19 protein-coding genes are annotated in these 20200 nt (G+C 34.8%); 8 read left to right on the top strand and 11 right to left on the bottom strand.

Features of this window, described 5'->3' with window-relative positions; all coding sequences use genetic code 11:
* Nucleotides 1–5 precede the first annotated feature (5 nt).
* Entirely contained in the window at nucleotides 6–521 is a 516-nt protein-coding gene (locus ACQUQZ_RS05685; RefSeq protein WP_435353813.1) for a hypothetical protein, read from the bottom strand.
* Between the two features lie 282 nt (nucleotides 522–803).
* Nucleotides 804–2951, bottom strand: coding sequence for a 3-hydroxyacyl-CoA dehydrogenase NAD-binding domain-containing protein (locus ACQUQZ_RS05680; RefSeq protein ID WP_435357640.1), 2148 nt, complete (start codon nucleotides 2949–2951; stop codon nucleotides 804–806).
* Nucleotides 2952–3300: 349 nt separating this feature from the next.
* Between ACQUQZ_RS05680 and ACQUQZ_RS05675 the strand changes: the two genes are divergently transcribed.
* Both ACQUQZ_RS05675 and ACQUQZ_RS05670 read left to right on the top strand, forming a co-directional pair.
* Nucleotides 3301–3711 (top strand): zeta toxin family protein, encoded by a 411-nt coding sequence (locus ACQUQZ_RS05675; RefSeq protein WP_435353812.1) that lies wholly within the window; start codon nucleotides 3301–3303, stop codon nucleotides 3709–3711.
* Nucleotides 3698–3856, top strand: a complete 159-nt coding sequence (locus ACQUQZ_RS05670; RefSeq protein WP_435353811.1) for a hypothetical protein — start codon at nucleotides 3698–3700, stop codon at nucleotides 3854–3856. Before ACQUQZ_RS05675 ends, ACQUQZ_RS05670 begins: the two co-directional genes overlap by 14 nt.
* Here ACQUQZ_RS05670 and ACQUQZ_RS05665 read toward each other — a convergent pair.
* The 8 genes from ACQUQZ_RS05665 to nusB form a co-directional block, all read right to left on the bottom strand.
* Nucleotides 3834–4754 (bottom strand): S66 peptidase family protein, encoded by a 921-nt coding sequence (locus ACQUQZ_RS05665; protein WP_435353809.1) that lies wholly within the window; start codon nucleotides 4752–4754, stop codon nucleotides 3834–3836. The two genes, ACQUQZ_RS05670 and ACQUQZ_RS05665, sit on opposite strands and share 23 nt — an antisense overlap.
* Nucleotides 4755–4847: 93 nt before the next feature.
* A complete protein-coding gene (locus ACQUQZ_RS05660) occupies nucleotides 4848–5807 on the bottom strand; it encodes an ion channel (protein ID WP_435353808.1) in 960 nt (319 codons plus the stop codon).
* A gap of 82 nt (nucleotides 5808–5889) precedes the next feature.
* The gene (locus ACQUQZ_RS05655; protein WP_435353807.1) at nucleotides 5890–6195 is read right to left on the bottom strand and encodes a DUF721 domain-containing protein; all 306 of its coding nucleotides are present in this window, start codon (nucleotides 6193–6195) and stop codon (nucleotides 5890–5892) included.
* A gap of 121 nt (nucleotides 6196–6316) precedes the next feature.
* Nucleotides 6317–6970, bottom strand: a complete 654-nt coding sequence (locus ACQUQZ_RS05650; RefSeq protein WP_435353806.1) for a hypothetical protein — start codon at nucleotides 6968–6970, stop codon at nucleotides 6317–6319.
* A gap of 98 nt (nucleotides 6971–7068) precedes the next feature.
* On the bottom strand, nucleotides 7069–7347 hold the full coding sequence (gene yajC / locus ACQUQZ_RS05645; RefSeq protein WP_435353805.1) for a preprotein translocase subunit YajC: 279 nt from the start codon (nucleotides 7345–7347) through the stop codon (nucleotides 7069–7071).
* 90 nt (nucleotides 7348–7437) lie between these two features.
* A complete protein-coding gene (locus ACQUQZ_RS05640) occupies nucleotides 7438–7932 on the bottom strand; it encodes a DUF1573 domain-containing protein (protein WP_435353804.1) in 495 nt (164 codons plus the stop codon).
* A gap of 104 nt (nucleotides 7933–8036) precedes the next feature.
* Nucleotides 8037–8357: a YtxH domain-containing protein gene (locus ACQUQZ_RS05635; RefSeq protein WP_435353803.1), complete on the bottom strand. Its 321-nt coding sequence runs from the start codon at nucleotides 8355–8357 to the stop codon at nucleotides 8037–8039.
* 144 nt (nucleotides 8358–8501) lie between these two features.
* Complete coding sequence (gene nusB, locus ACQUQZ_RS05630; RefSeq protein WP_435353802.1) at nucleotides 8502–9638, bottom strand: transcription antitermination factor NusB; 1137 nt, start codon at nucleotides 9636–9638, stop codon at nucleotides 8502–8504.
* Nucleotides 9639–9880: 242 nt separating this feature from the next.
* Here nusB and ACQUQZ_RS05625 point away from each other — a divergent pair, with 242 nt between their 5' ends.
* The 3 genes from ACQUQZ_RS05625 (at nucleotide 9881) to ACQUQZ_RS05615 (ending at nucleotide 13794) form a co-directional block, all read left to right on the top strand.
* Nucleotides 9881–11374: a S41 family peptidase gene (locus ACQUQZ_RS05625; protein WP_435353801.1), complete on the top strand. Its 1494-nt coding sequence runs from the start codon at nucleotides 9881–9883 to the stop codon at nucleotides 11372–11374.
* Between the two features lie 114 nt (nucleotides 11375–11488).
* Nucleotides 11489–12949 (top strand): S41 family peptidase, encoded by a 1461-nt coding sequence (locus ACQUQZ_RS05620; protein ID WP_435353800.1) that lies wholly within the window; start codon nucleotides 11489–11491, stop codon nucleotides 12947–12949.
* Between the two features lie 248 nt (nucleotides 12950–13197).
* Nucleotides 13198–13794 (top strand): hypothetical protein, encoded by a 597-nt coding sequence (locus ACQUQZ_RS05615; protein WP_435353799.1) that lies wholly within the window; start codon nucleotides 13198–13200, stop codon nucleotides 13792–13794.
* 41 nt (nucleotides 13795–13835) lie between these two features.
* On the opposite strand, the gene ACQUQZ_RS05610 is transcribed toward ACQUQZ_RS05615, so the two are convergent.
* A complete protein-coding gene (locus tag ACQUQZ_RS05610; RefSeq protein WP_435353798.1) occupies nucleotides 13836–14450 on the bottom strand; it encodes a 2OG-Fe(II) oxygenase in 615 nt (204 codons plus the stop codon).
* 202 nt (nucleotides 14451–14652) lie between these two features.
* Between ACQUQZ_RS05610 and ACQUQZ_RS05605 the strand changes: the two genes are divergently transcribed.
* The 3 genes from ACQUQZ_RS05605 to ACQUQZ_RS05595 all read left to right on the top strand — a co-directional run bounded on the left by ACQUQZ_RS05605 (nucleotide 14653) and on the right by ACQUQZ_RS05595 (nucleotide 20197).
* Nucleotides 14653–17175, top strand: a complete 2523-nt coding sequence (locus ACQUQZ_RS05605) for a DEAD/DEAH box helicase (protein WP_435353797.1) — start codon at nucleotides 14653–14655, stop codon at nucleotides 17173–17175.
* 118 nt (nucleotides 17176–17293) lie between these two features.
* Complete coding sequence (locus tag ACQUQZ_RS05600) at nucleotides 17294–18616, top strand: OmpA family protein (RefSeq protein WP_435353795.1); 1323 nt, start codon at nucleotides 17294–17296, stop codon at nucleotides 18614–18616.
* Nucleotides 18617–18703: 87 nt separating this feature from the next.
* Nucleotides 18704–20197 (top strand): malate:quinone oxidoreductase, encoded by a 1494-nt coding sequence (locus ACQUQZ_RS05595; protein WP_435353794.1) that lies wholly within the window; start codon nucleotides 18704–18706, stop codon nucleotides 20195–20197.
* The last annotated feature ends 3 nt before the right edge of the window (nucleotides 20198–20200 follow it).

Raw genomic sequence — 20200 nt, 5'->3', positions numbered from 1 at the left:
AAGTTTTAAAGCGAAAGACCAATACTAACTCCTCCACGAAGTTCATATTTACCAACCGAGTATGAAGGCGTGACATTTAATCGAAGAAAAACAACTCTTGGGTGTGGTGGAATATCAAAAATAACTTGCTGACGTAAACCAAGAATTCCAAAAGTAAAATTCCGAGTTTCAGTAGTGCGGTAAGCAGCTAAAGTATAGCCTGCTCCGATCTCGGCAAACCATTCTGAAGCGATTTTTGAAGGGGCTGATTTGCACTTCACACTTACTCTTTTATTAATACCTCTACGTAGATTATTGATAAGATAATTGTAAGTGATAGAAGCAGGAACTGATACACCACCACCGTTAGTGACACTACCTACATCTGTTTCTTTACCCCCTGGTAAAAAACCTAAGCCAATACGAGTTGATAAGAAACTATTTGTCCAACGAATAGGTAAATACTCATAGTTGATTGAACCAATCGGGCTAATGGCAAACGTTTCAGCCATAATCGCTGATTGATAGCGAGTACGATACATAATTTGTGATTGGCTATTTTCAAAAAATAGCAATATCAATATAAAGGTTATTAAATATTTCACTGATTAGTAGTATTACGTCAACAAAAGCAAGATAAAAACGTGCCAAAATATGTTCGTTTTAATATTTTTTGTATCCTTCAATGTATTTGCTTGGTTTGACAACGAATCTTGCTCTTCAAAAATTTCAATTTCTAAGATATAAATCATTTTTTTTCTGTCAATTCATAAAAAAAGACGGATTATGTCCGTCTTTTTTTGCTAAAGTATTAAGAAATTATATTACAAATTTTTCACCAATTCCTTTTGCTTTTCGGTCAGTCTAAATCTTTCTCCATAAGTATTTGCCAAGCGATCAGCTTCTTTCAAAAATGTATCTATACCTACAAATTCAGGAAAATTAAGCGTCCCACCTGCATAAGGAGGGAATCCCCATGCCAAAATAGATCCGATATTTCCATCTAACTTTGAAATCAAAACACCTTCGTCCATACAACGAATACACTCAATAACTTGGCGGTAAAGCAAACGTGTTTTCACTTCTTCTATCTCAGGTTGAGTTTCAGAAACAGGAAAATATTGAGATAGCCCTTCCCACAAATATTTTTTTCCACCCTCAGGATATTCGTAAAAACCTTTTTTGTTCTTTTTACCTAATCTACCTAAATCTTCAACCATTAATTTTGTGGCTTGATAAGTAGTATCTTCTTCTGTCAAAGCTCCATCAGCAATGGCCTGTTTCGATATTTTCAACGCTAAATCTAAAGCTACTTCGTCCGAAACTGCTAAGGCTCCTACTGGCATTCCTGCATTTTTTCCCGCATTTTCTATTAAAATTGGATTCACACCATCTTTCAACAAGGCGATTCCTTCGGTAGTATATGTTCCAAAACAACGTGACGTATAAAATCCACGAGAATCATTCACCACAATTGGCGTTTTTCTGATTTTCTTGACATAATCGACAGCCAAAGCGACAGCATAGTCAGAAGTTTCTTTTCCACGAATCAGTTCTACTAACATCATTTTATCAACTGGCGAGAAGAAATGAATACCAATAAAATTTTCAGGTTTTGAAGAAGCTTTTGCCAAACCTGTAATCGGAAGTGTCGAGGTATTTGAACCAAAAACGCCTGTCCCTTCAATCAACATTGGTTCTGATTCTTTTGTAACAGTTGCCTTCAACTCACGATTTTCAAAAACTGCTTCGATAATTAAATCACAACCTTTCAAATCAGCAACATCGGCCGTTGTTTTAATCAAACTTAAAAGTTTTTCGCCTTTATCTACCGTTGTTTTTCCTTTTTCAATACCTTTTTGTACCAAACCTCTCGAATAATCTTTGCCTTTTTCAGCAGCTTCAATACTCACATCTTTCAACACAACCTCAATTCCTGCCATTGCCGACACATACGCTATGCCCGCACCCATGAAACCTGCACCTAAGATTCCAAGTTTTTTAACATCGGTTGCTGGAATATTTTTCGGACGACTTGCTCCTTTATCTGCATCATTTTTACCCAAAAACATCACACTAATCAAATTTTTGGCCTCTTTTGATGTAGCAACTTTTACAAAATATCGAGCCTCAATTGGAATCGCACGGTCGATATTTACTTGTAAACCTTCGTAAACACATGATAAAATAGCAATTGGAGCAGGATAATTGCCTTTGGTTTTGTCCATAATCATGGCCGTACCGCCTGCAAAAGTTCGCATACCTGTGGGTGATTGCACATTTCCACCAGGTACTTTATAGTTTTCACGAGCTTTGATTGCTCCTGTTTTCTTATCAAATTCATCCCACGGTTGAATGGCTCTTGGATTTGCCAAAATCCACTTCATGGCTTTTTCCATCATTTCTTCACGAGTTGCAGCCATATCATTCACCATTCCATAACCCAAAGCTTCTTTTGGCGTAATTCGTTTGCCCTCAACCATCAATAGCAAAGCAGCCTCGATACCAATCAAACGTGGCAAACGTTGTGTACCGCCACCACCAGGCAATAAACCCAATTGCACTTCGGGCAAACCAATAACGGCTTTGGGATTATCCAATGCGATGCGATAATGACAAGCCAAACAAACTTCATAACCTCCACCCAAAGCAGTTCCATTCATGGCAGCTACGACTGGCTTTCCACATGTTTCGAGTTTTCGGAAAATATGGTTAAAATCTAATGAAAACTTGTGCATTTCGGCTGGGTCTTTGTCATTGTTACGCAAAATCATTTTTACATCAGCCCCCGCAATGAATTCATTTTTCTCAGATGTGATAATGATCCCTTTTACTTCGGCATCATTGTATGCCTTTTCGAGGTATGATTCAAACTCAGGAATCGAAATATCATTTAATACGTTCATGGGCGATGTTGTCATATTCCAACTGATAATCGCCACATTGTTTTCAATTTTATAGTTAATTTCCATTAGATGGTTGAATAAATTTTGTTTGAAAATAAAGTATGCAAGCATACTATTTTGCAAATATAAAAAAATTATGATTAATTTTATTTTGTTATTTTTGTAAATAAATAAGGAGTCCGTGTAGAAAATTTCGACTTCACCCAAAACCGAAACACCAATTCTACATATGCGAGTATGAACAAAACGCTTTACATCATTCATTGCAGGTTGCAATGGAGCAGGAAAAACCACTGCTTCCTTCACAATTTTACCTGATATTTTGAATTGTAAAGAGTTTGTCAATACTGACGAGATTGCGAAGGGTCTTTCGCCATTTCAACCTGAATAGGTTTCTTTTGAAGCTGGACAAATAATGTTGCATAGAATCAAAGAACTTTTAGAAAATAAAGAGAATTTTGCTTTTGAAACTACACTTTCCACTAAAAGTTACAAAAATACCGTAGTAAAGGCAAAAGAGAATCATTATACAGTTGTTTTGCTCTTTTTTTGGTTGAGAAATGTTGAATTAGCCATTGATAGAGTAAAAACAAGAGTGATGGAAGGTGGACATAATATCGAAACAGAAGTAATCAAACGAAGATATAAAAATGGGATAAATAATTTGTTTGATATTTATATTCCAATAGTTGATGAAGTAATGATTTTTGACAATTCAGAAGGTAAACACGAATTGATTGCAACAAAAACATTTGAAACAGAACTTTATATACAAAATCAAAGTAAATTTGATACATTAAAAAACTCATGCAATGAAACCCCATAAACTAAGCGAACAGCAAACCAAAATCTTGGAAGGAATGGACAAGGTTTATGAAAAATTGATTGAATTTAAGAAAAAAAACAAGAGTGATTTGGTAGTCTTAAAAGGTGATAAAATCGTCAGAATTAAGCCTGAGCAATTAGATTAAATTCTAAACTAACTTCTTGACTATCAACAATTAACGTAGCCACACGTCCGCATGGAATTGCCCAATTGACCGACTCGTGTCCAACAGGAAAATCATAGCAAATCGGATAATTATATTCTGCTGTATGCTCTTCTATGATTTCATAAAAAGTTTTACCAAAAGGTTCATCATTTTCTTTTACATCCGAAAAATCGCCTACAATTAATCCTGCTAAATTCTTCAATTTTCCTGCCCGTTTGAGTTGAATCATCATACGATCAATATTATAAAGGTATTCTGAAACATCTTCAATGAATAGAATTTTTCCATCAGTATCTAAATCTGCAACTGAGCCGATTAAATGTGCCAACATACAAAGATTTCCTCCGATAATTTGTCCTTCTCCCCTACCTTCTTTGTTAATATTATTTGATGGAATTTTGTAGTCGATACTTTTACCAAAAAGAAATATTTCAAGCGTTTGAACTGAATAATAGTTCCGCATGAAAGTTTTAGGCATAGGAGCATGAAGGCTCTGAAAGCCCATAGCTTGAAGCTGACAATGAACTGCTGTAATATCAGAAAAGCCAATTATCCATTTTGGATTTTTCTTGAATTCTGTAAAATCAACATTATCAATAATTCTTGAGCTCCCATAGCCACCTCTGGCAGAGAAAATTGCTTTAATTTCTTGATTATCAAGCTGTTTCTGAAAATCATTTAGGCGAACGCTATCAGTTCCTGCAAAGTTAAAATAAGCTGCTCCAACCGATTCACCTACAATGACTTCTAAACCCCACTGCTCTCGCATGAGATTGATTGCGGACTGAATATCATCTAAAGTAAGTTTGCTTGCTAAAGCAACAATGGCAACTTTATCGCCTTTTTTTAGAGCAGATGGAGTAGTTAATGAGTTCATTTTTTAGCGATAAGCATTATGCTATAAGCTGTATGCTTTTTATAAATTTTAAATTGCTTAAAGCGTATTGCCTAAAGCCTAATGCAAAAATTGTCAAGCATTTAAAGCTACTTGGTCATAATCATCAATTTTGCTCAGGTCTAAGATATAGCTTTCCTCACCATCAGTTTCAAGCATAGGTTTAAATTTAGCTCCCCAAACAAGTTCATCATGAAAATAAGAATGTCGTTTATGTACTGGGTCGGCAAAAGTATCATCAATACCTTGCGTCGCAATCATAAACTCAGCATCGGCTGCTGCCAAAGATTCGGAAGTTTCGCCATAAAAAGGGCTATCTTCTGTTATGGCATGGACAATCGTCCAGTTGGTAGGAAAGAAATTCACTTTTGAGCGTTCAAGTGTAAGTCCATAATATTGCCTATTTCTTACCCCATTTTTTTCTTCAACTTTAGAAAAAACCAAACTCACTTCCAAATTGATAATTTGGTTACTTTTTTCATTCACCATTCTAAACATCAAGGCATTTGTGTCTAAATATGGTGCGATAATAGCATTTTTACTAAATAAAATACGAGGATTGGGTCTTGAAAAACGCCCATAAAGCAAGCCTGTAATGATGGCAAACATCATCAAACCAGCCAATGATTCAAGTCCAGCCACAAAACTTGCGGCAAAACCAATGGGTGCAATACGGCCATAGCCAACGGTAGTGAGCGATTGAGCAGAGAAAAAGAAAGCGTCCCAAAACTGTGAATGAGTGGTGGTCATATCAACACCAGCCAAATGCTCGACTCCTATTAAATAATACAGATACGCAAAACCGAGGTTTAGCAATAGATAAACTAAAAGGACTAATAAAAAAAACTGACGCCATGATATGGTAATGAGGCGATTGTAAGTATTAAGCCATGCCCAAAACGACTGCCCTTGTCGTTTTACATTAAATTGTCCATTATTTGTGATGAGGCGAGTACGTCGGTCGGTCATTTTTGTACCGAAGCCCAAATCTTGCCGATTACGCTCTCTTTCTACGAGTATATTTTTTTTTGTCATATTTGTATGTGACTAACTTCCAGTTTGTCTAAAGAATCTTAGTTGTTTTACCAGTAACAAGATTTTGACTAAAAAAAGTTTACTACAAAAACACAACATCATCAACTACTGATTCGCCAACATCTTTATTGACGAGGTCGATAAGTTTGGTTTTTGCCATAAAAAGCTCTTGACGAAGAGGTGAAGAATCGATACGAAGATATAAAACACGATTTTTTACGTAGATTTCTTTGGTGCGAGAGGCAATGGTCTGTCCCATCATTCGTCCCCAAAAAGCAATCAGATAAGTTTCATTAAATCTGGTTTTGAGGTCAAACGTTTTCAGAAATGCTTCAATAGCATCTTTCATGGGAGTAGCCTTTGAGCGACGTGAAGTTTCTGAAGCCATGACTTAGGTTTTAGGAATTAGGTGTTGCTTTTTAGGTAAAAACATTAGATTTTGAAGAAAATTGGGTTAAAAATTAATCTGAGAAATAAAGTATTATGAAAGAAAACTCATTTCCTAAAACCTATTTCAACAATTCTGCTACTTCAAAACTAACCAATGTTTTTTCGGTATTTGCTTTAACCTGTGTATTTTTAGGTAAAACAATCGCAACTTTATCATCAAAATTGGTCGCTAAATTTTTAGCTGGAATCTTGATAAAGAATGTATCTTGATAAGTTTTCAAAACTGACTCTGGCCCTTCAATTAAAATTTGGGCTGGTGAAAGATTGATTAAACTCGAAACTACAAAGTTCTTGTGTAAATCAATTCCCAAACTATCTACCTTTAAGTTGATTGTTTTTGATAATTTTCGTTCAAAAACTAAGCTAATTGTATCTGATACAATGTAGTTTACTTTAGTATTTTTGAGTTTTGTAGTAAGAGATTCCATTAAAAAACTATTGTCTAATCTCCTAACTGTCAACGGATTATCTATCTCATAAACCAAAGGTGAAGCATTTAGTGATAAATTGTCTTTCAATAAATCCCATCCTGTACTTGATACACTCACTGTAATTTGTTTTGGCAGTGGAGTAACTGGAATATAAAGAGAGTCATTGTACTTTATCTCTAAAGGGAAATTTATTTTAGTAGAATAACCTGCTTTATTGAGCGAATTCAATAACCAAAATACAAAAGCCGCAAGAAAGCACAGAAATAATGTTCGTAAATTCATTTTAAAAGTCAATGGACGATAGTCCACAGATGACAGAAAACCATTATTTCCGTGGACTATGGACTATCGACAGTGGAGCGGAACGCCGCCCGCTATAATTATTTTTTTCTTGCAACTGCTGTTTTATCAAAAGTTAATCTTGCTCCGCCACCTGCTGAAAGTGTAACAGTTGTTTCATCTTTTGATACAATTTTACCGTGCATTCCTCCAAAAGTCACAATTTCATCTCCTTCTTTCAACTCATCAACCATTTTCTTTTGGTCTTGGGTTTTCTTTTGTTGCGGACGAATCATAAAGAAATAAAATACCGCAATCATACCAACCATCATAATTATTGAAAACATTCCGTTTCCACCTTGAGCTTGTAAAAGAATCATTATTTTTAGAGTTAAGTTTATTAAAAAAAGGTTTAGATTCTATGACGATATTTCAATATGAACAGTTTTTCGTCTAAAACCATTTTCAAATTAAATTTTAGGTATTTTTGAAGCGGCTGCTTTCAAAGCATCTGGCATATCTTTTTTATTCACAAGTGCTGTAAATGATAACACCGTTTGGTTTGGATTAGCATTCGAATAAATAGTAACAAATTTCTTATTCGTGCCCACTTTTCCAAGGCTATTAAAACGAACCACAATTTTAGCTGACTGACCAATACCCACAGGATATTCAGGTTTTGAAGCAACTGTACAGCCACATTGCACTTGTACATCTGTAATTTGCAAAGCACTTTTTCCAACATTTTTGAATTTAAATTCATGTTGAACTGTATCACCTTCGGTAAGTGTTCCGAAGTCAAAATATTCTTCTTCAAATTCAATGACGGGAGCATTGGCGATAGCTGCCAAAGAATCTTCTTTAGTCATCGTTTTTGTTTGATTTTGTGAATCAATCAAATTGCAAGAAAAATTAAGCCCAGCAAGAATAATCGTTGAAGTAATGGCTAAAAACACCTTTTTCATAAGAATAATTGAAAGTCCATCAATGACAAATGATGGTTTTAAGTGATTAATTGTTATAAATTAAAATGCGGAATACTGACCACCTGTTAATCTTATAAATTTTATTAGCTTTTTGACTTTATTTGGCTCATCAAAGATTCTACATCTTCTAAGAGTTTTTCCGCTTTTTGGCGAGCTTCGCTTACTACTTTTTGCCCTTCGGCTTTTGCCGAGCTGTCACCACCTACTACTTCCATCGCTACTTCATCACCTCTTTCGATAAGGTCATTGATGAATTTTTGGAGTTGTTCACGGTATCTCGACAAACGATAAGACAGTTTATCTCGTGTGACTTCGCCTTTTTCAGGTGCATACAAAATGCCAATAGCAGCTCCAGTAGCTACTCCAGCTAAAAATGAAATGAAAGTTCTTGTTGAATTGCTCATAAATTTAATGAGTAAATGAGTGATTTATTGATTGAGTGAATACTTATTTTATTAAAAACACCCGTTATTTTAGATAATTGATAATATTAAATGAATTGGAAAGTCGAACTACAACATTCTTAATTCTACATTGTGCTTCTGCACCTACTTATTATCCAGCATTCCTCGTCCGCTTTTGCGAAGTCGTCCTGATTCTTTGAGTTCTTTTGCTACGCCATCCAAAATCCCGTTGACAAACTGTCCACTTTTGGGTGTACTATAATCTTTTGCAATTTCAATAATTTCATTGATCGTAACTTTCACAGGAATACTTGGGTAATTAAGCATCTCAACTAAAGCCATTTTCAATAAAATATGGTCGGTACTGGCAATACGCTCGATCTCCCAGTTTTTCAACTTTGGAATCAAAATTTCTTCTAAATCTTTTGATTCAAGAATACTTTTCTGATACAAAGTTTGTAAAAATTCTTTTCTTTCCTCCCATTCATCATCTAAAAGACTTATTTTTAATTTTCCATCTTCTACAAACGCTTGAAAAGTATGCGTAACAGCCGCTCTGAGCGTTTCGATATCATCAATCCAATAAAGATCTTGCTTCTCAAAAAACTCCCACGAAATTTCTTGTTTCAAAATTACGTTTTTTAACAAATATTTCAAGATTGAGAAATCTTCTTCAAGAGTATGATTTACTTTAGAGCAGTATTCTTCGTAGTATTTGTTTGTGCGAATGACTTCACGGTAAAGTTTAGCAATAAAAACTTGTTCGCCACTCAAGCCAATACTTCTACGAATCAACTGTGTTTCGAGTGTTCGTTCATGTCTGAGAGCTTTAATAATTTGATTATCAGCAAACTTTGATTGACTGGCATTACTTCCATCCAGTTCGGCACGGTCTGCGATTTCGATAAAAAGTTGTAAAATTTGCAAATACAAATCATACACTCTTTCGGCTTCAATCACCATTCTACTGGCGTAATGTTGAATGTCTTTTTTATTTTTGAGAAGAAAATAGTCTTTGGCTTTCTCAACTGCCCGTACAACTTCTGGTGGAGCATTGAAATCATCTTCTTTTTGGCGAGAAAATTCTTCTTGAAGTAATTGTTGACCTAACTTTCGATAGCCTTCCAATTTTTCTTTGTCTTGAAATTCCATTGAATTTAAGTCAGGAGCAAAAGTTTCAGCAATGAGGTCTAAAGATAATTGAAAATTCGCACCCTCAGCTTGCTTATAAGCATAAAGGGCTTGCATCGCACGAATTCGTATGAGGCGTCTGTTGAGCATAGGTGTTCAAAGAACTATGTTTATTGAGCTGCAAAATTAAGAAAAAAATCCCAACACCCCTAACCACTCAAGGGGAAATTTCTATATTATTTGTTGTTTACCCTCATCCTAAACCCTTCTCCCAAGATATAAGGACTTTAAATCATCTGATATTTAACGCCCTCTCCTTGAAGGAGAGAGCTGAGTGAGGTATTTTTTTTATCATTATTTTAAAGTAGATTTGAATCAAAGAAATTAAGTAAATGAAAAGAGGGCTTCGATATATTAGTACTATTTTGTTGGTAATCAGCTATTTAGCTGCTTATTCACAATCTTATTCGGCCGAACAGATAAGAGAAGATTTGACTTCATTAAAAAACGAAATCGAAAAATACCACCCCGACCCCTACAAATATATTACTAAGGAAAAATTCGAGCGAATCTATGATTCACTTTCCCAAAGCGTCAGCGGGCGTTATTCGCTTCGAGACGCCTATTTTATTTTTTTACCAATGGTTCAGGCTCTTGGTTGTGGTCATACGCACATGAGTCCCGATCGCCGACTACTTTCAAAAAACAATTCTTCTCTTGAACGACCAAAATATTTCCCTTTCAGCGTTAGATATATCAATAATCAATTATTGGTTTCGAGAAATTACTCGGCTGATAGAAAAATAACTCGTGGTACTGAAATATTAGCAATTGATGGTCAACCAGTAAAGAAAATTTTAGAGCATTTAGAAAATATATCTTATTATAATGGTGATGGAATTAATCCAAATGCTCGAAAGTATTATGCGATTAGAGAATTTAGAAAATTGTATTATTTGTGGAAAGGTGAGCAAGATAGTTTTTTATTGACTTATCGAAAGCAAGGGCAAGACAAAGCAAAAACCAGCAAAATAGAAGGACAAAATGCTGATTTTATGGAGAAAATGTACGAAGTTAGGTATCCTGATGTAGATGAAGATACCACAGGCATTGTATCCTACCGAGTTATCGATTCAAGTCAGCGGGTTGCGATGGTTGATATTCGTTCGTTTATGTATGATATGCGAAACTTCGGAAGAGGTAATTTTGAAGGTGAAACAAGAAAGATTTTTAGAAAACTACAAGAAAATAAAATAGAGAATTTAATTCTTGATTTACGTGGAAATTCGGGTGGAATCATCGATTATTCAATCTTTTTCCTTCGGTATTTTGTGACACAGCCATTTGATGCTTATAAATTGGGATTTAGAGAAGCTGGACTTCAACGACTCAAACAAGATTATAAAAAATTTGATGCTTATCTTGCTAAAGAAGCATCTTCGAGACTTAATACTGAATTTACAATTAAAGATAATGAAGGTTATTTAGAAAGCAAATATTACCAAAAACAACGTCCACATGATGAGTTTCACTATGGTAATAATGTTTATGTTTTGATGAATGGAGGTACATTTTCAGCCGCCGCTTTGTTGGTTTCTAAATTGCATAACATGGATGTTGGAACTTACGTGGGTATGACTTGCGGGGGAGCTTATGATGGCTGTTCGGCTGCACAATTTTCGTCCATTCAACTTCCTAACACTGAATTAGAAATTTCATTACCACTAGGACGTATTCTTTATAATATAGATTCAAAAAAATATGACAAACCTATTTTACAACCCGATTTTGAGGTCAATCCAAATCTTGAGGATTTTCTAAAAAATGAAGACACGGTATTGAAATTCACCTTGAATTTAATTAAAAATAAGGTCAAGATTAGGTAGTGTTTAGTGAATGAGTGAGTTTGTGATTGAGTGATTCTTTTGAACATTTAACTCATTCAATAAAAATTTCAAATCACTCAATCACAAACTCACAAATCGCTCATTAAAAGCCCCATGAAACAACTATTGCTATTACTTTTGCTTTCACCATTATTGACTTTCGCACAAAAAAATAAGGCAACTTTTACACCCGAAGAAGTCAGGCAAGATATGGCTTTTTTGAAAAAAAAGTTTGAAAAAATTCACCCCGGAATGTATTATTACATAAGCAAAGAAGCTTATCTGCAAAAATATGACTCTTTGTATAATTCTGTTAATCAGCCACTTAACTATTTAGAAATATTTAGTATTCTTTCCAATTTGGTTACTAATGTAAAGGATGGACACACCAATCTTCTGTTCAATAAAAAGCGTTTTGATGCTAAGAAAACCAAGTATGTGCCATTTTATCTCCGAAAAATCAGCAATAAATATTATATTTCGCTTAATTATGCCCGTGATTCAAGTATTTTACGGGGTTCTGAAGTTTTGGCATTCAATGATGAGCCGATTACTAATTTAATGCAAAAACTCAAACCTTTGGTTTCGAGCGATAATGGTAATGAGGTCGTAAAAGATTATTATACAACTGGGGCTTTCCCCAATTATTTTAAGCGAAAATATGGTGAACTTGACTCTATCAAAATCACTTATCGCTTGGCTAAAAATGATTCTATTCTGACAAAAAAAGTAGCTTGCCTGACAAACGCCGAAATCAATAAAACTTCAAATAAACGTTATAAATCACTTACCAGACCTAATTTTGCTTTAAAAATCATTGATAGTACTAATCATATTTCAAAACTTGATATTACCGATTTTTCAATGAAAGACAAATTCTTTGATTTTGACAATCGCAAATTCAAACGGTTGTTAAGAACAAGGTTTGGAGAAATCAAAAAACTAAAAGTTGAGCATTTAATCATAGATTTCAGGGCCAATGGTGGTGGTTATATTCCAAATATTTCTCGTTTTCTAAAATACCTTTCACCTACACCTTTTACATTGGTTGATACACTCGCCTTTAAGAAAAAGGCTTATTTTACACTTTTCAAGCCTCAGTGGATTGGCCCACCACTAACCATGTGGATGGGTTTTCCGAAACGAAAAGGAGAATGGATGTATCGTGTTAATAAACGTAATGACAAACAAAAACCTGAAAAAAGATTAGCCTATCGAGGGAAAACGTATTTTATTATTGATCCTGGTTGTTATTCAGCAACTACTTTTACACTTAATTTGGCGAAAGATTTAGGTATTGGAGATAAATTCATTGGACAAGCCGTTGGAGGAGCAACTTGGGGTAGTTTTGCCGTTAATTGGCAAGATTTTAAGTTACCAAACACAAAATTTATTGTTCACACACCATTGATGAAAATCATGCACCGATTACCTAATCATGTAAATAAAGATTTTTTTCTACAACCTGACTTTGAAGTAAATCGTAACTATGAAGAGTTAATAAAAAATAATACAAGTGTAATAGATTTTACTGTTGAAATGATTCGACAGAGTAAGTTATCGGCCTTGCGTTAATGTTCGTCATTGAAATCATTGGATGAAAGGTTGTAATAAGCTCATTTAAAAAGAACTTAGAAAAGTTTCTTTGATGTTTCCCAATCTATATATCTGTAAAAAAAACAATAATGACACTCAGGTTTACGTCTTTTTACTTTATGACCGTTGCGGCAGTCCACTTCTATTTTTTATATACTCCTTTTTCTCAAGAAATTCTTTCTTTGTCAGAATTTAGGCTTACTCAGGTTCTCAATCAATCTGATGTTATGCTATTACTACTTTTTACCATTGTTCATTTTTGGAAAAAATTCACAATAAGCATTTACCTACTTATGCTGATTTATGTATTGTATATAATATTTGAAATTCTCTTTCCAGTTTTAATGCCAAAGATAGGTTCGGAAAGAGTTTATGACCTCGATTATTTTATCATGATACTCATTCGTTTATTGTATATAGCAATATTCATAAGAAATGGCCTTCTACGAAATTTTTCCAATAAATATCTTTATGTTATTACTTTTGTAGGAATTATGGCTGTAGATTTTTTCATTTTATCAATTTCCGATTCCGACAATTTTAGTTTAACCATTGCAGCCTTATTCAGCCTCACACAAATGCCCTATATAACGATTGGTTTTCTCACAAAATCTCGTGACAAGTATTGTCTTTATGCTATACAAGCAGGGATTTTAGTTTCTTCGATCGTTGATAGTATTTATCTTTATGATATTTATGTAGAAGAAGTTGATTCGGCTTATACTTGGGTTCGGCTTGCCTGTACAATTGGTGAATTTTTATTGGCCTATGGTATTATTCGTAATATTGATATTATCAAAGCATTTGGTTTTAAAGCAAATTAATTTTGATAACGTTCCTCCCGCATTGCATTCTTATAAAAGATTCACTTGCGATTGAGTAACCAACCTGTGATGCTTAATCTTTCTGCAAAAGCCTCGGTAACTTCATGGTCAAGTTTCTCACTTTCAAAACACACCAAACGCCCAGCCAACGGAGCGATAATGATGCTTTTTTCTAAGCCCTCTTCTTGTGTATAAATCACTAAATTACCGCCATTTTCTGCAACCCAATGTGTATTGAGGTAGTAAATTACTGATAGTACCCTTCCTCGCTGGGTTTGGAAAGTATCTCTATGTCGGCGATAAAATTTCCCAATTGCATATTTAGCAAAATGAATCTCGGTATCTACAATTCCTAAATAACAAGTTTGATTGAGGTAATTAACAAAAGCCTGATTTTTGTCTAAAAGCATGCGTTCTGCATCATTTATTGAATCAGTCTCAAGCCATAAGATTTCATCGCCTCGGATACTTGATTCTTGATGTGCCTCACTTTTTTTACCAATACTGGCTTCTTTAAACTTCCCAGCATCGTATCGTTGGGCAAAAGTCACGAGTAGATTTTCTACTTCATTCGGTGTTAAAAAATTGTCACAAACAGCATAGCCTTTTGACACGATTCCCTCAATAAGAGATTCAAACTTTTGTTCTTGCGTCATTTTTACTCAAAAAACCTTATAAGTCTTGCAGATTTACAAGGTTTTTTTGGGCTTGAAGTAAAAGTAGGGAATTGTTCATTGTCAAAACAATTTTCGGCTATAATCTTCTAAAAATAATAAAGTTGATAATTTTTAAAAGCTTTCAAATCCCGAAAAATTCGTAAATTCGGGCAGTTTTTAAATCACGCTTAAAAAACTAAAAATGGCACCCCATAAATCTTCCAAAAATAAATCTGCCAAGAAAAAAAAGGTGGAAGTTTCCAAGAAAATCCCCTATTATCGTAAGCCAGAAAACCTCACACTCGACCAATGGCAGATTGGACTACGGAAACAATTTGGGCAAGACAATGAATTTTTGATAAGCAATATCGGACAGGAAAAATTTTTTTCTGATTTTTATGTAACCAATAATGCCACCAATAATTCGTATAAAGTAGCCATCAGAAGTGCAGATGATTCACAGAATTTTTGTGAGTGCCTCGATTTCAAAACCAATCGTTTGGGGGTTTGCAAGCATATCAGTGCTACGATGCAATATTTAAGCAAAATTCATGGATCAAAAAAGGCATTTAAAGATGGTTTTCAGCCTCATTATAGCTCCGTTTATTTAGATTATCGCAACGGACGTGAAATAAAAATAAGAGTTGGTTTAGAGCAGAAAGAAGCTTATTTAGCATTGGCAAAAACTTATTTCGACCAAAATTTTGTGCTTAAGCCAGCTTCTTTTGGCGTTTTTGAGTTGTTTTTAGAAGAAGCCAACAAGCTAAGCAATAGTTTTAGGTGCTATCCTGACGCCCTTGATTTTGTCATTGCGGAGCGTGATAAAACTCGTCGCCGTGATTATTTATGGCGTATCATGCCCGATGGCGATGAAGATAAAGCATTTGATGGCTTACTGAAAGTGCCGCTTTTTCCTTACCAACGTAAAGGCGTATTTTTTGCCGCTTTGGCAGGAAGAAGCCTTATCACTGATGAAATGGGTCTTGGAAAAACCCTTCAAGGAATTGCAACTGCCGAACTTTACCGAAAAGAATTAGGCATCAACCGTGTCCTTATTGTTTGCCCAACTTCTCTCAAATATCAATGGAAATCTGAAATTGAAAAATTTACCGACAGTGTTGTTCATGTAGTAGAGGGGCCGTTACTTAAAAGAAAAGCTCAATATGAATTTTCTGAGGCTTTTTATGTGATTGTTAGCTACCACGCTGTAACCAATGACTTGGATCTGCTCAATAAAATGGAAGCAGACATGGTTATTTTGGATGAAGCTCAACGTATCAAAAACTGGAAAACAAAGGTTTCTCAGCAAATCAAAAAACTCGTAACTCCCTACGCCATCGTATTGACGGGGACTCCTTTAGAAAACAAATTAGAAGAACTTTATTCTATTTCTCAGTTTATTGATGTTTATCGTTTGGGGCCCATCTATCGTTTTTTAAATCAATACCAAATAACTGATGATGCAGGAAAAGTAGTTGGTTATAAAAACCTGAGAGAAATATCTGAAAAACTTTCAGATATATTGATTCGTAGAACTAAAAAGGAGGTTTTATCGCAGTTACCCAAGCGAATGGACAAGAATTTATTTGTTCCGATGACACAAGAACAAATGGACATGCACAACGATTTGGGCGATAATGTTGCAAAATTAGTGAATAAATGGCGTAGATATGGATTCCTGAATGAAACAGACCGCAAGCGATTGATACTCTCTTTAAGTCAAATGCGAATGGTTTGTAATAGCACCTACATCCTTGACCAAAAAACTCGACACGATACGAAAATCGAGGAAGTGATGAATATTTTGGACGAAGTTTTTGAACATTCAGACGAAAAAGTGGTCATTTTTAGTCAATGGGAACGCATGACACGTTTGGTTTCACAAGAATTAAATCAACGTGAAGTTAAATATGAATATTTGCATGGTGGCGTAGAAAGTGCCAAAAGAAAAGACCTCTTGGATAACTTCAAAAATGACCCTAAAAGCAGAGTTTTTCTCTCAACTGATGCGGGTGGAGTAGGCTTAAATTTACAGTCGGCTTCTTTAATGATAAATTTAGACATTCCTTGGAATCCAGCAGTTTTAGAACAAAGAATCGCAAGAATCTATCGACTTGGACAAGAACGGAATGTATCAATTATCAACTTGGTTTCAACAGGTACGATCGAGCATAAAATGCTTGATGTATTGAAGTTTAAAGGTGCTATGGCAGAGGGTGTACTCGATGGCGGGGAAGATACCATTTTCTTGGGTGATGATAAATTTAAGCAATTTATGAATTCGGTTGAGAGTTTGACTGATGCACCACAAGATGAAAATGCCATTATTGACGCCATTGAAGAACATGAAGTTGAGGAACAAGAGTTGAGCAATACTTCAGAAAGTATCTTGATTGATACACCCGAAGCTGAACTCCGATTAGGAACCGCCACTTTTATGGGCGATGATGATATAAATGAAACTGAAGAGCAGGTTAACTTTGCCAGTTCATCAGGAAATATCATTAGTCCAAATGATGAGTTGATTCAAAGTGGAGTCAAGTTTTTTACACAATTAGCCCAAACTTTGAATAATCCTGAAGTGAAGAAAAACTTTGTTGAATACATCACTGAAAAAGATGAAACAGGTAAAGTTTATTTAAAAATCCCTGTCGAAAATGAAGAAGTAATTGGTAATACTTTACAAACCTTAGCCGCTCTTTTTGGAGCATTTATCAAACAATAATTTTAATGGATAATTGAAGATGAATAATTAAGCATTCAAAAAGCCTTATAAAAGGCTAAAAGTATTAACTTTTTTTTTCAATTCTCCATTTCCAATTTTCAATTTAAAAACCTAATCAATGAATCGTTGTTTTCTTATGCTGATTTATCTGACGATGTTACATACATTGGCCGTTAGTCAGGAATCCAAAAATGTAAAAATTAAAGGTAAAATAGAAGATTTAAAAACAAAAATGCCTTTAGCCGCTCAAATTACTATTATTTACAAAGATGCTGAAACGAATATCAAAGAAATAAATAATAATACTGATGGGAGTTTTGAGATCGATGCTTTACCAAAACAGTTGATTCTTCAAGCTAAATCAAACAATTATATCGTTTCTAATGTGTTGATGAATTTAGAAAACTTAGAAACCACAAATATTGTATGCAATATCCCCTTGTTGTTTGACAATAAATCTAAAAATAACCAACTTTATTTGCAATTTGCAGCTCAAAAAACAGATAGTGTTGCACAAAACAATATTCCCAAAAACACACAGATTTTTCAGGCAATAGATGCTCTCGATGGGCATATTGTTCCTGCACAATTTCGCTTAGTCAATGCTGATAAAAAAGATGTTGTTACCATAAAAACTGGGCCAGAAAATCCCATTTTCAAGTATAATTTTACACAAAAAGACAATATTCTTGTTCAAGTAACTGCCAATGGTTATCAAAATTTTTTGAGTAATATTGTTATCAAGTCTTTTGACGAAACTATCCATGAAAATACTGCTAAGCTGATAAAAAAGGTATCTTTTTTAAACTTAATTGTTAAAAATGAAGGAAATTTATCTAAAATAGAAATAGTTGAAACAAGTCATGCAAAATCAATTCTACTTTCTAAAATAGATGGGATTCATTTAGGCAACTTGACTGTGGGAGAAAAATATAAAATTACGATCCATCCAAAAAATGCTTCGCCGATTATCAAAGAATTGGAAGCAATCGAAGGTTTAAATCAATTGGTCATCAGTCTTGATTCAAAAGCACAAACATTTGCTGATATAGAAACAAAAGTAGTACAAGTTGAAAAACAAGCCTTCAAAGCTACCAATAAGCCTGTAAATCTTGAAATCCAAACTATCTTTTTCGACCAAAGTAGTAGTGCTTTGAAACAAGAATCGAAAGAAATTTTGGAACAAATCAGTAAGAAAATGTTAGAATCCCCTGAAATAAATATAGAAATCACAGGCCATACTGATAATATTGGAGATGTTAGACAAAACATTTACCTTTCCGAATTTAGAGCAAAAGTTATTTCAAATTTTTTATTCAATAAAGGCATTAAATTCAATCGCATCACGCTGAAAGGGGATGGCAGTACACAACCCAATGCTGAAAATAACACCGAAGAAAATCGGCAAAAAAACCGTCGTGCGGAGCTGAGATTTTATTGAAATCGTACAACGGATTTCCTAATCCGTTTGCTATAGAGTAGTAAAATATTAAAAATGAACGGATTAGGAAATCCGTTGTACTTAATTATGAAAAAAGATCAAACAGAAAATTATACTGAAGTCATATTGATTGGGGCAGGAATTATGAGTGCAACTTTAGGTACTTTTTTGAAAAAATTAGAACCTGAATGGAGAATAAATATTTTTGAGCGAATGGACAAAGTTACTGCCGAGTCATCGGAAGCATGGAATAATGCAGGTACGGGTCATTCGGCTTTTTGCGAACTCAACTATACTACTGAACAAGAAGACGGTACTATAAATATCGAAAAAGCTATCAAAATTGCTGAATCTTTTGAAAAATCGAAGGAATTTTGGGCTTCATTGGCACAAGAAGGTATTATCGAAAATCCCAAAAATGTCATTCGACCGATTCCTCATATTAGCTTTGTTTGGGGTGAAAACAATACCACTTTCCTCCGCAAACGCTATGAATCTATGAGTAAACATCATTTATTCAGCGAAATGCAATTTTCAACGAATCATGACCAGCTCAGCGAATGGATGCCTTTGATTATGGATGGGCGTGAAGTGTCCCAAGAAGTAGCTAGTACTCGCATGGATATTGGTACAGATGTCAATTTTGGAGCTTTGGCTCGTTCAATGTTTACTTATTTGCATGAAGACAACAATGTCACACTTCATTTAAACAATGAGGTAGAAGACATCAAACGCCTTGAAAATGGTTTGTGGGCGTTGACCGTAAAAGATTTAGAAACGAAAGGAGAAACCATTTATACATCTAAATTTGTCTTTATTGGAGCGGGCGGAGGCTCTCTACCCTTACTCGAAAAAGCGGATATTCCCGAAGGAAATGGTTATGGTGGATTTCCAATTAGCGGACAATGGTTGGTTTGTAACAAAGCTGAATTGATTGAAAAACATTATGCAAAAGTTTATGGCAAAGCCAATGTAGGTTCGCCTCCCATGTCCGTTCCTCACCTTGATACTCGCATGATTGATGGCAAAAAAGCCTTACTTTTTGGCCCTTTTGCAGGTTTTTCTACAAAATTCTTGAAACATGGTTCATATTTAGATTTGCCGCTTTCGGTCAAATGGAACAATATTTTGCCGTTGGTTTCGGCAGGAATTCACAATATTCCGCTCACAAAATACCTCATCGAGCAAGTAAGTCAATCGCCCGAAGACCGCTTAGATGCCCTACTCGAATATTTTCCAGAGGCAAAATTGGAAGATTGGGAATTACAGCAAGCAGGACAGCGTGTACAAGTTATCAAAAAAGATGAGAAAGAAGGTGGTGTATTGGAATTCGGCACTGAGGTAGTTTATGCCCATGATGGTTCATTGGCAACTTTGCTCGGAGCATCACCAGGAGCATCGACTTCGGTAAGCATCATGCTCAGTTTATTGAAAAAATGTTTCCCTGCTTTAGAAGCAACACCTCATTGGCAAACAGAATTATCAAAATTGATTCCATCATATAGCAAATCTTTGGCGTCTGATGCTCAATTAGCTCATGATACTCGTGAAAGAACTGCGGAGGTTTTGGGTTTGAAGTAGAAA

Origin of the sequence: Emticicia sp. SJ17W-69 (assembly GCF_051209875.1) — a bacterium.
In the GTDB taxonomy this organism is placed as follows: Bacteria; Bacteroidota; Bacteroidia; order Cytophagales; family Spirosomataceae; genus Emticicia.
This window is presented reverse-complemented; position numbering and strand designations above follow the sequence as displayed.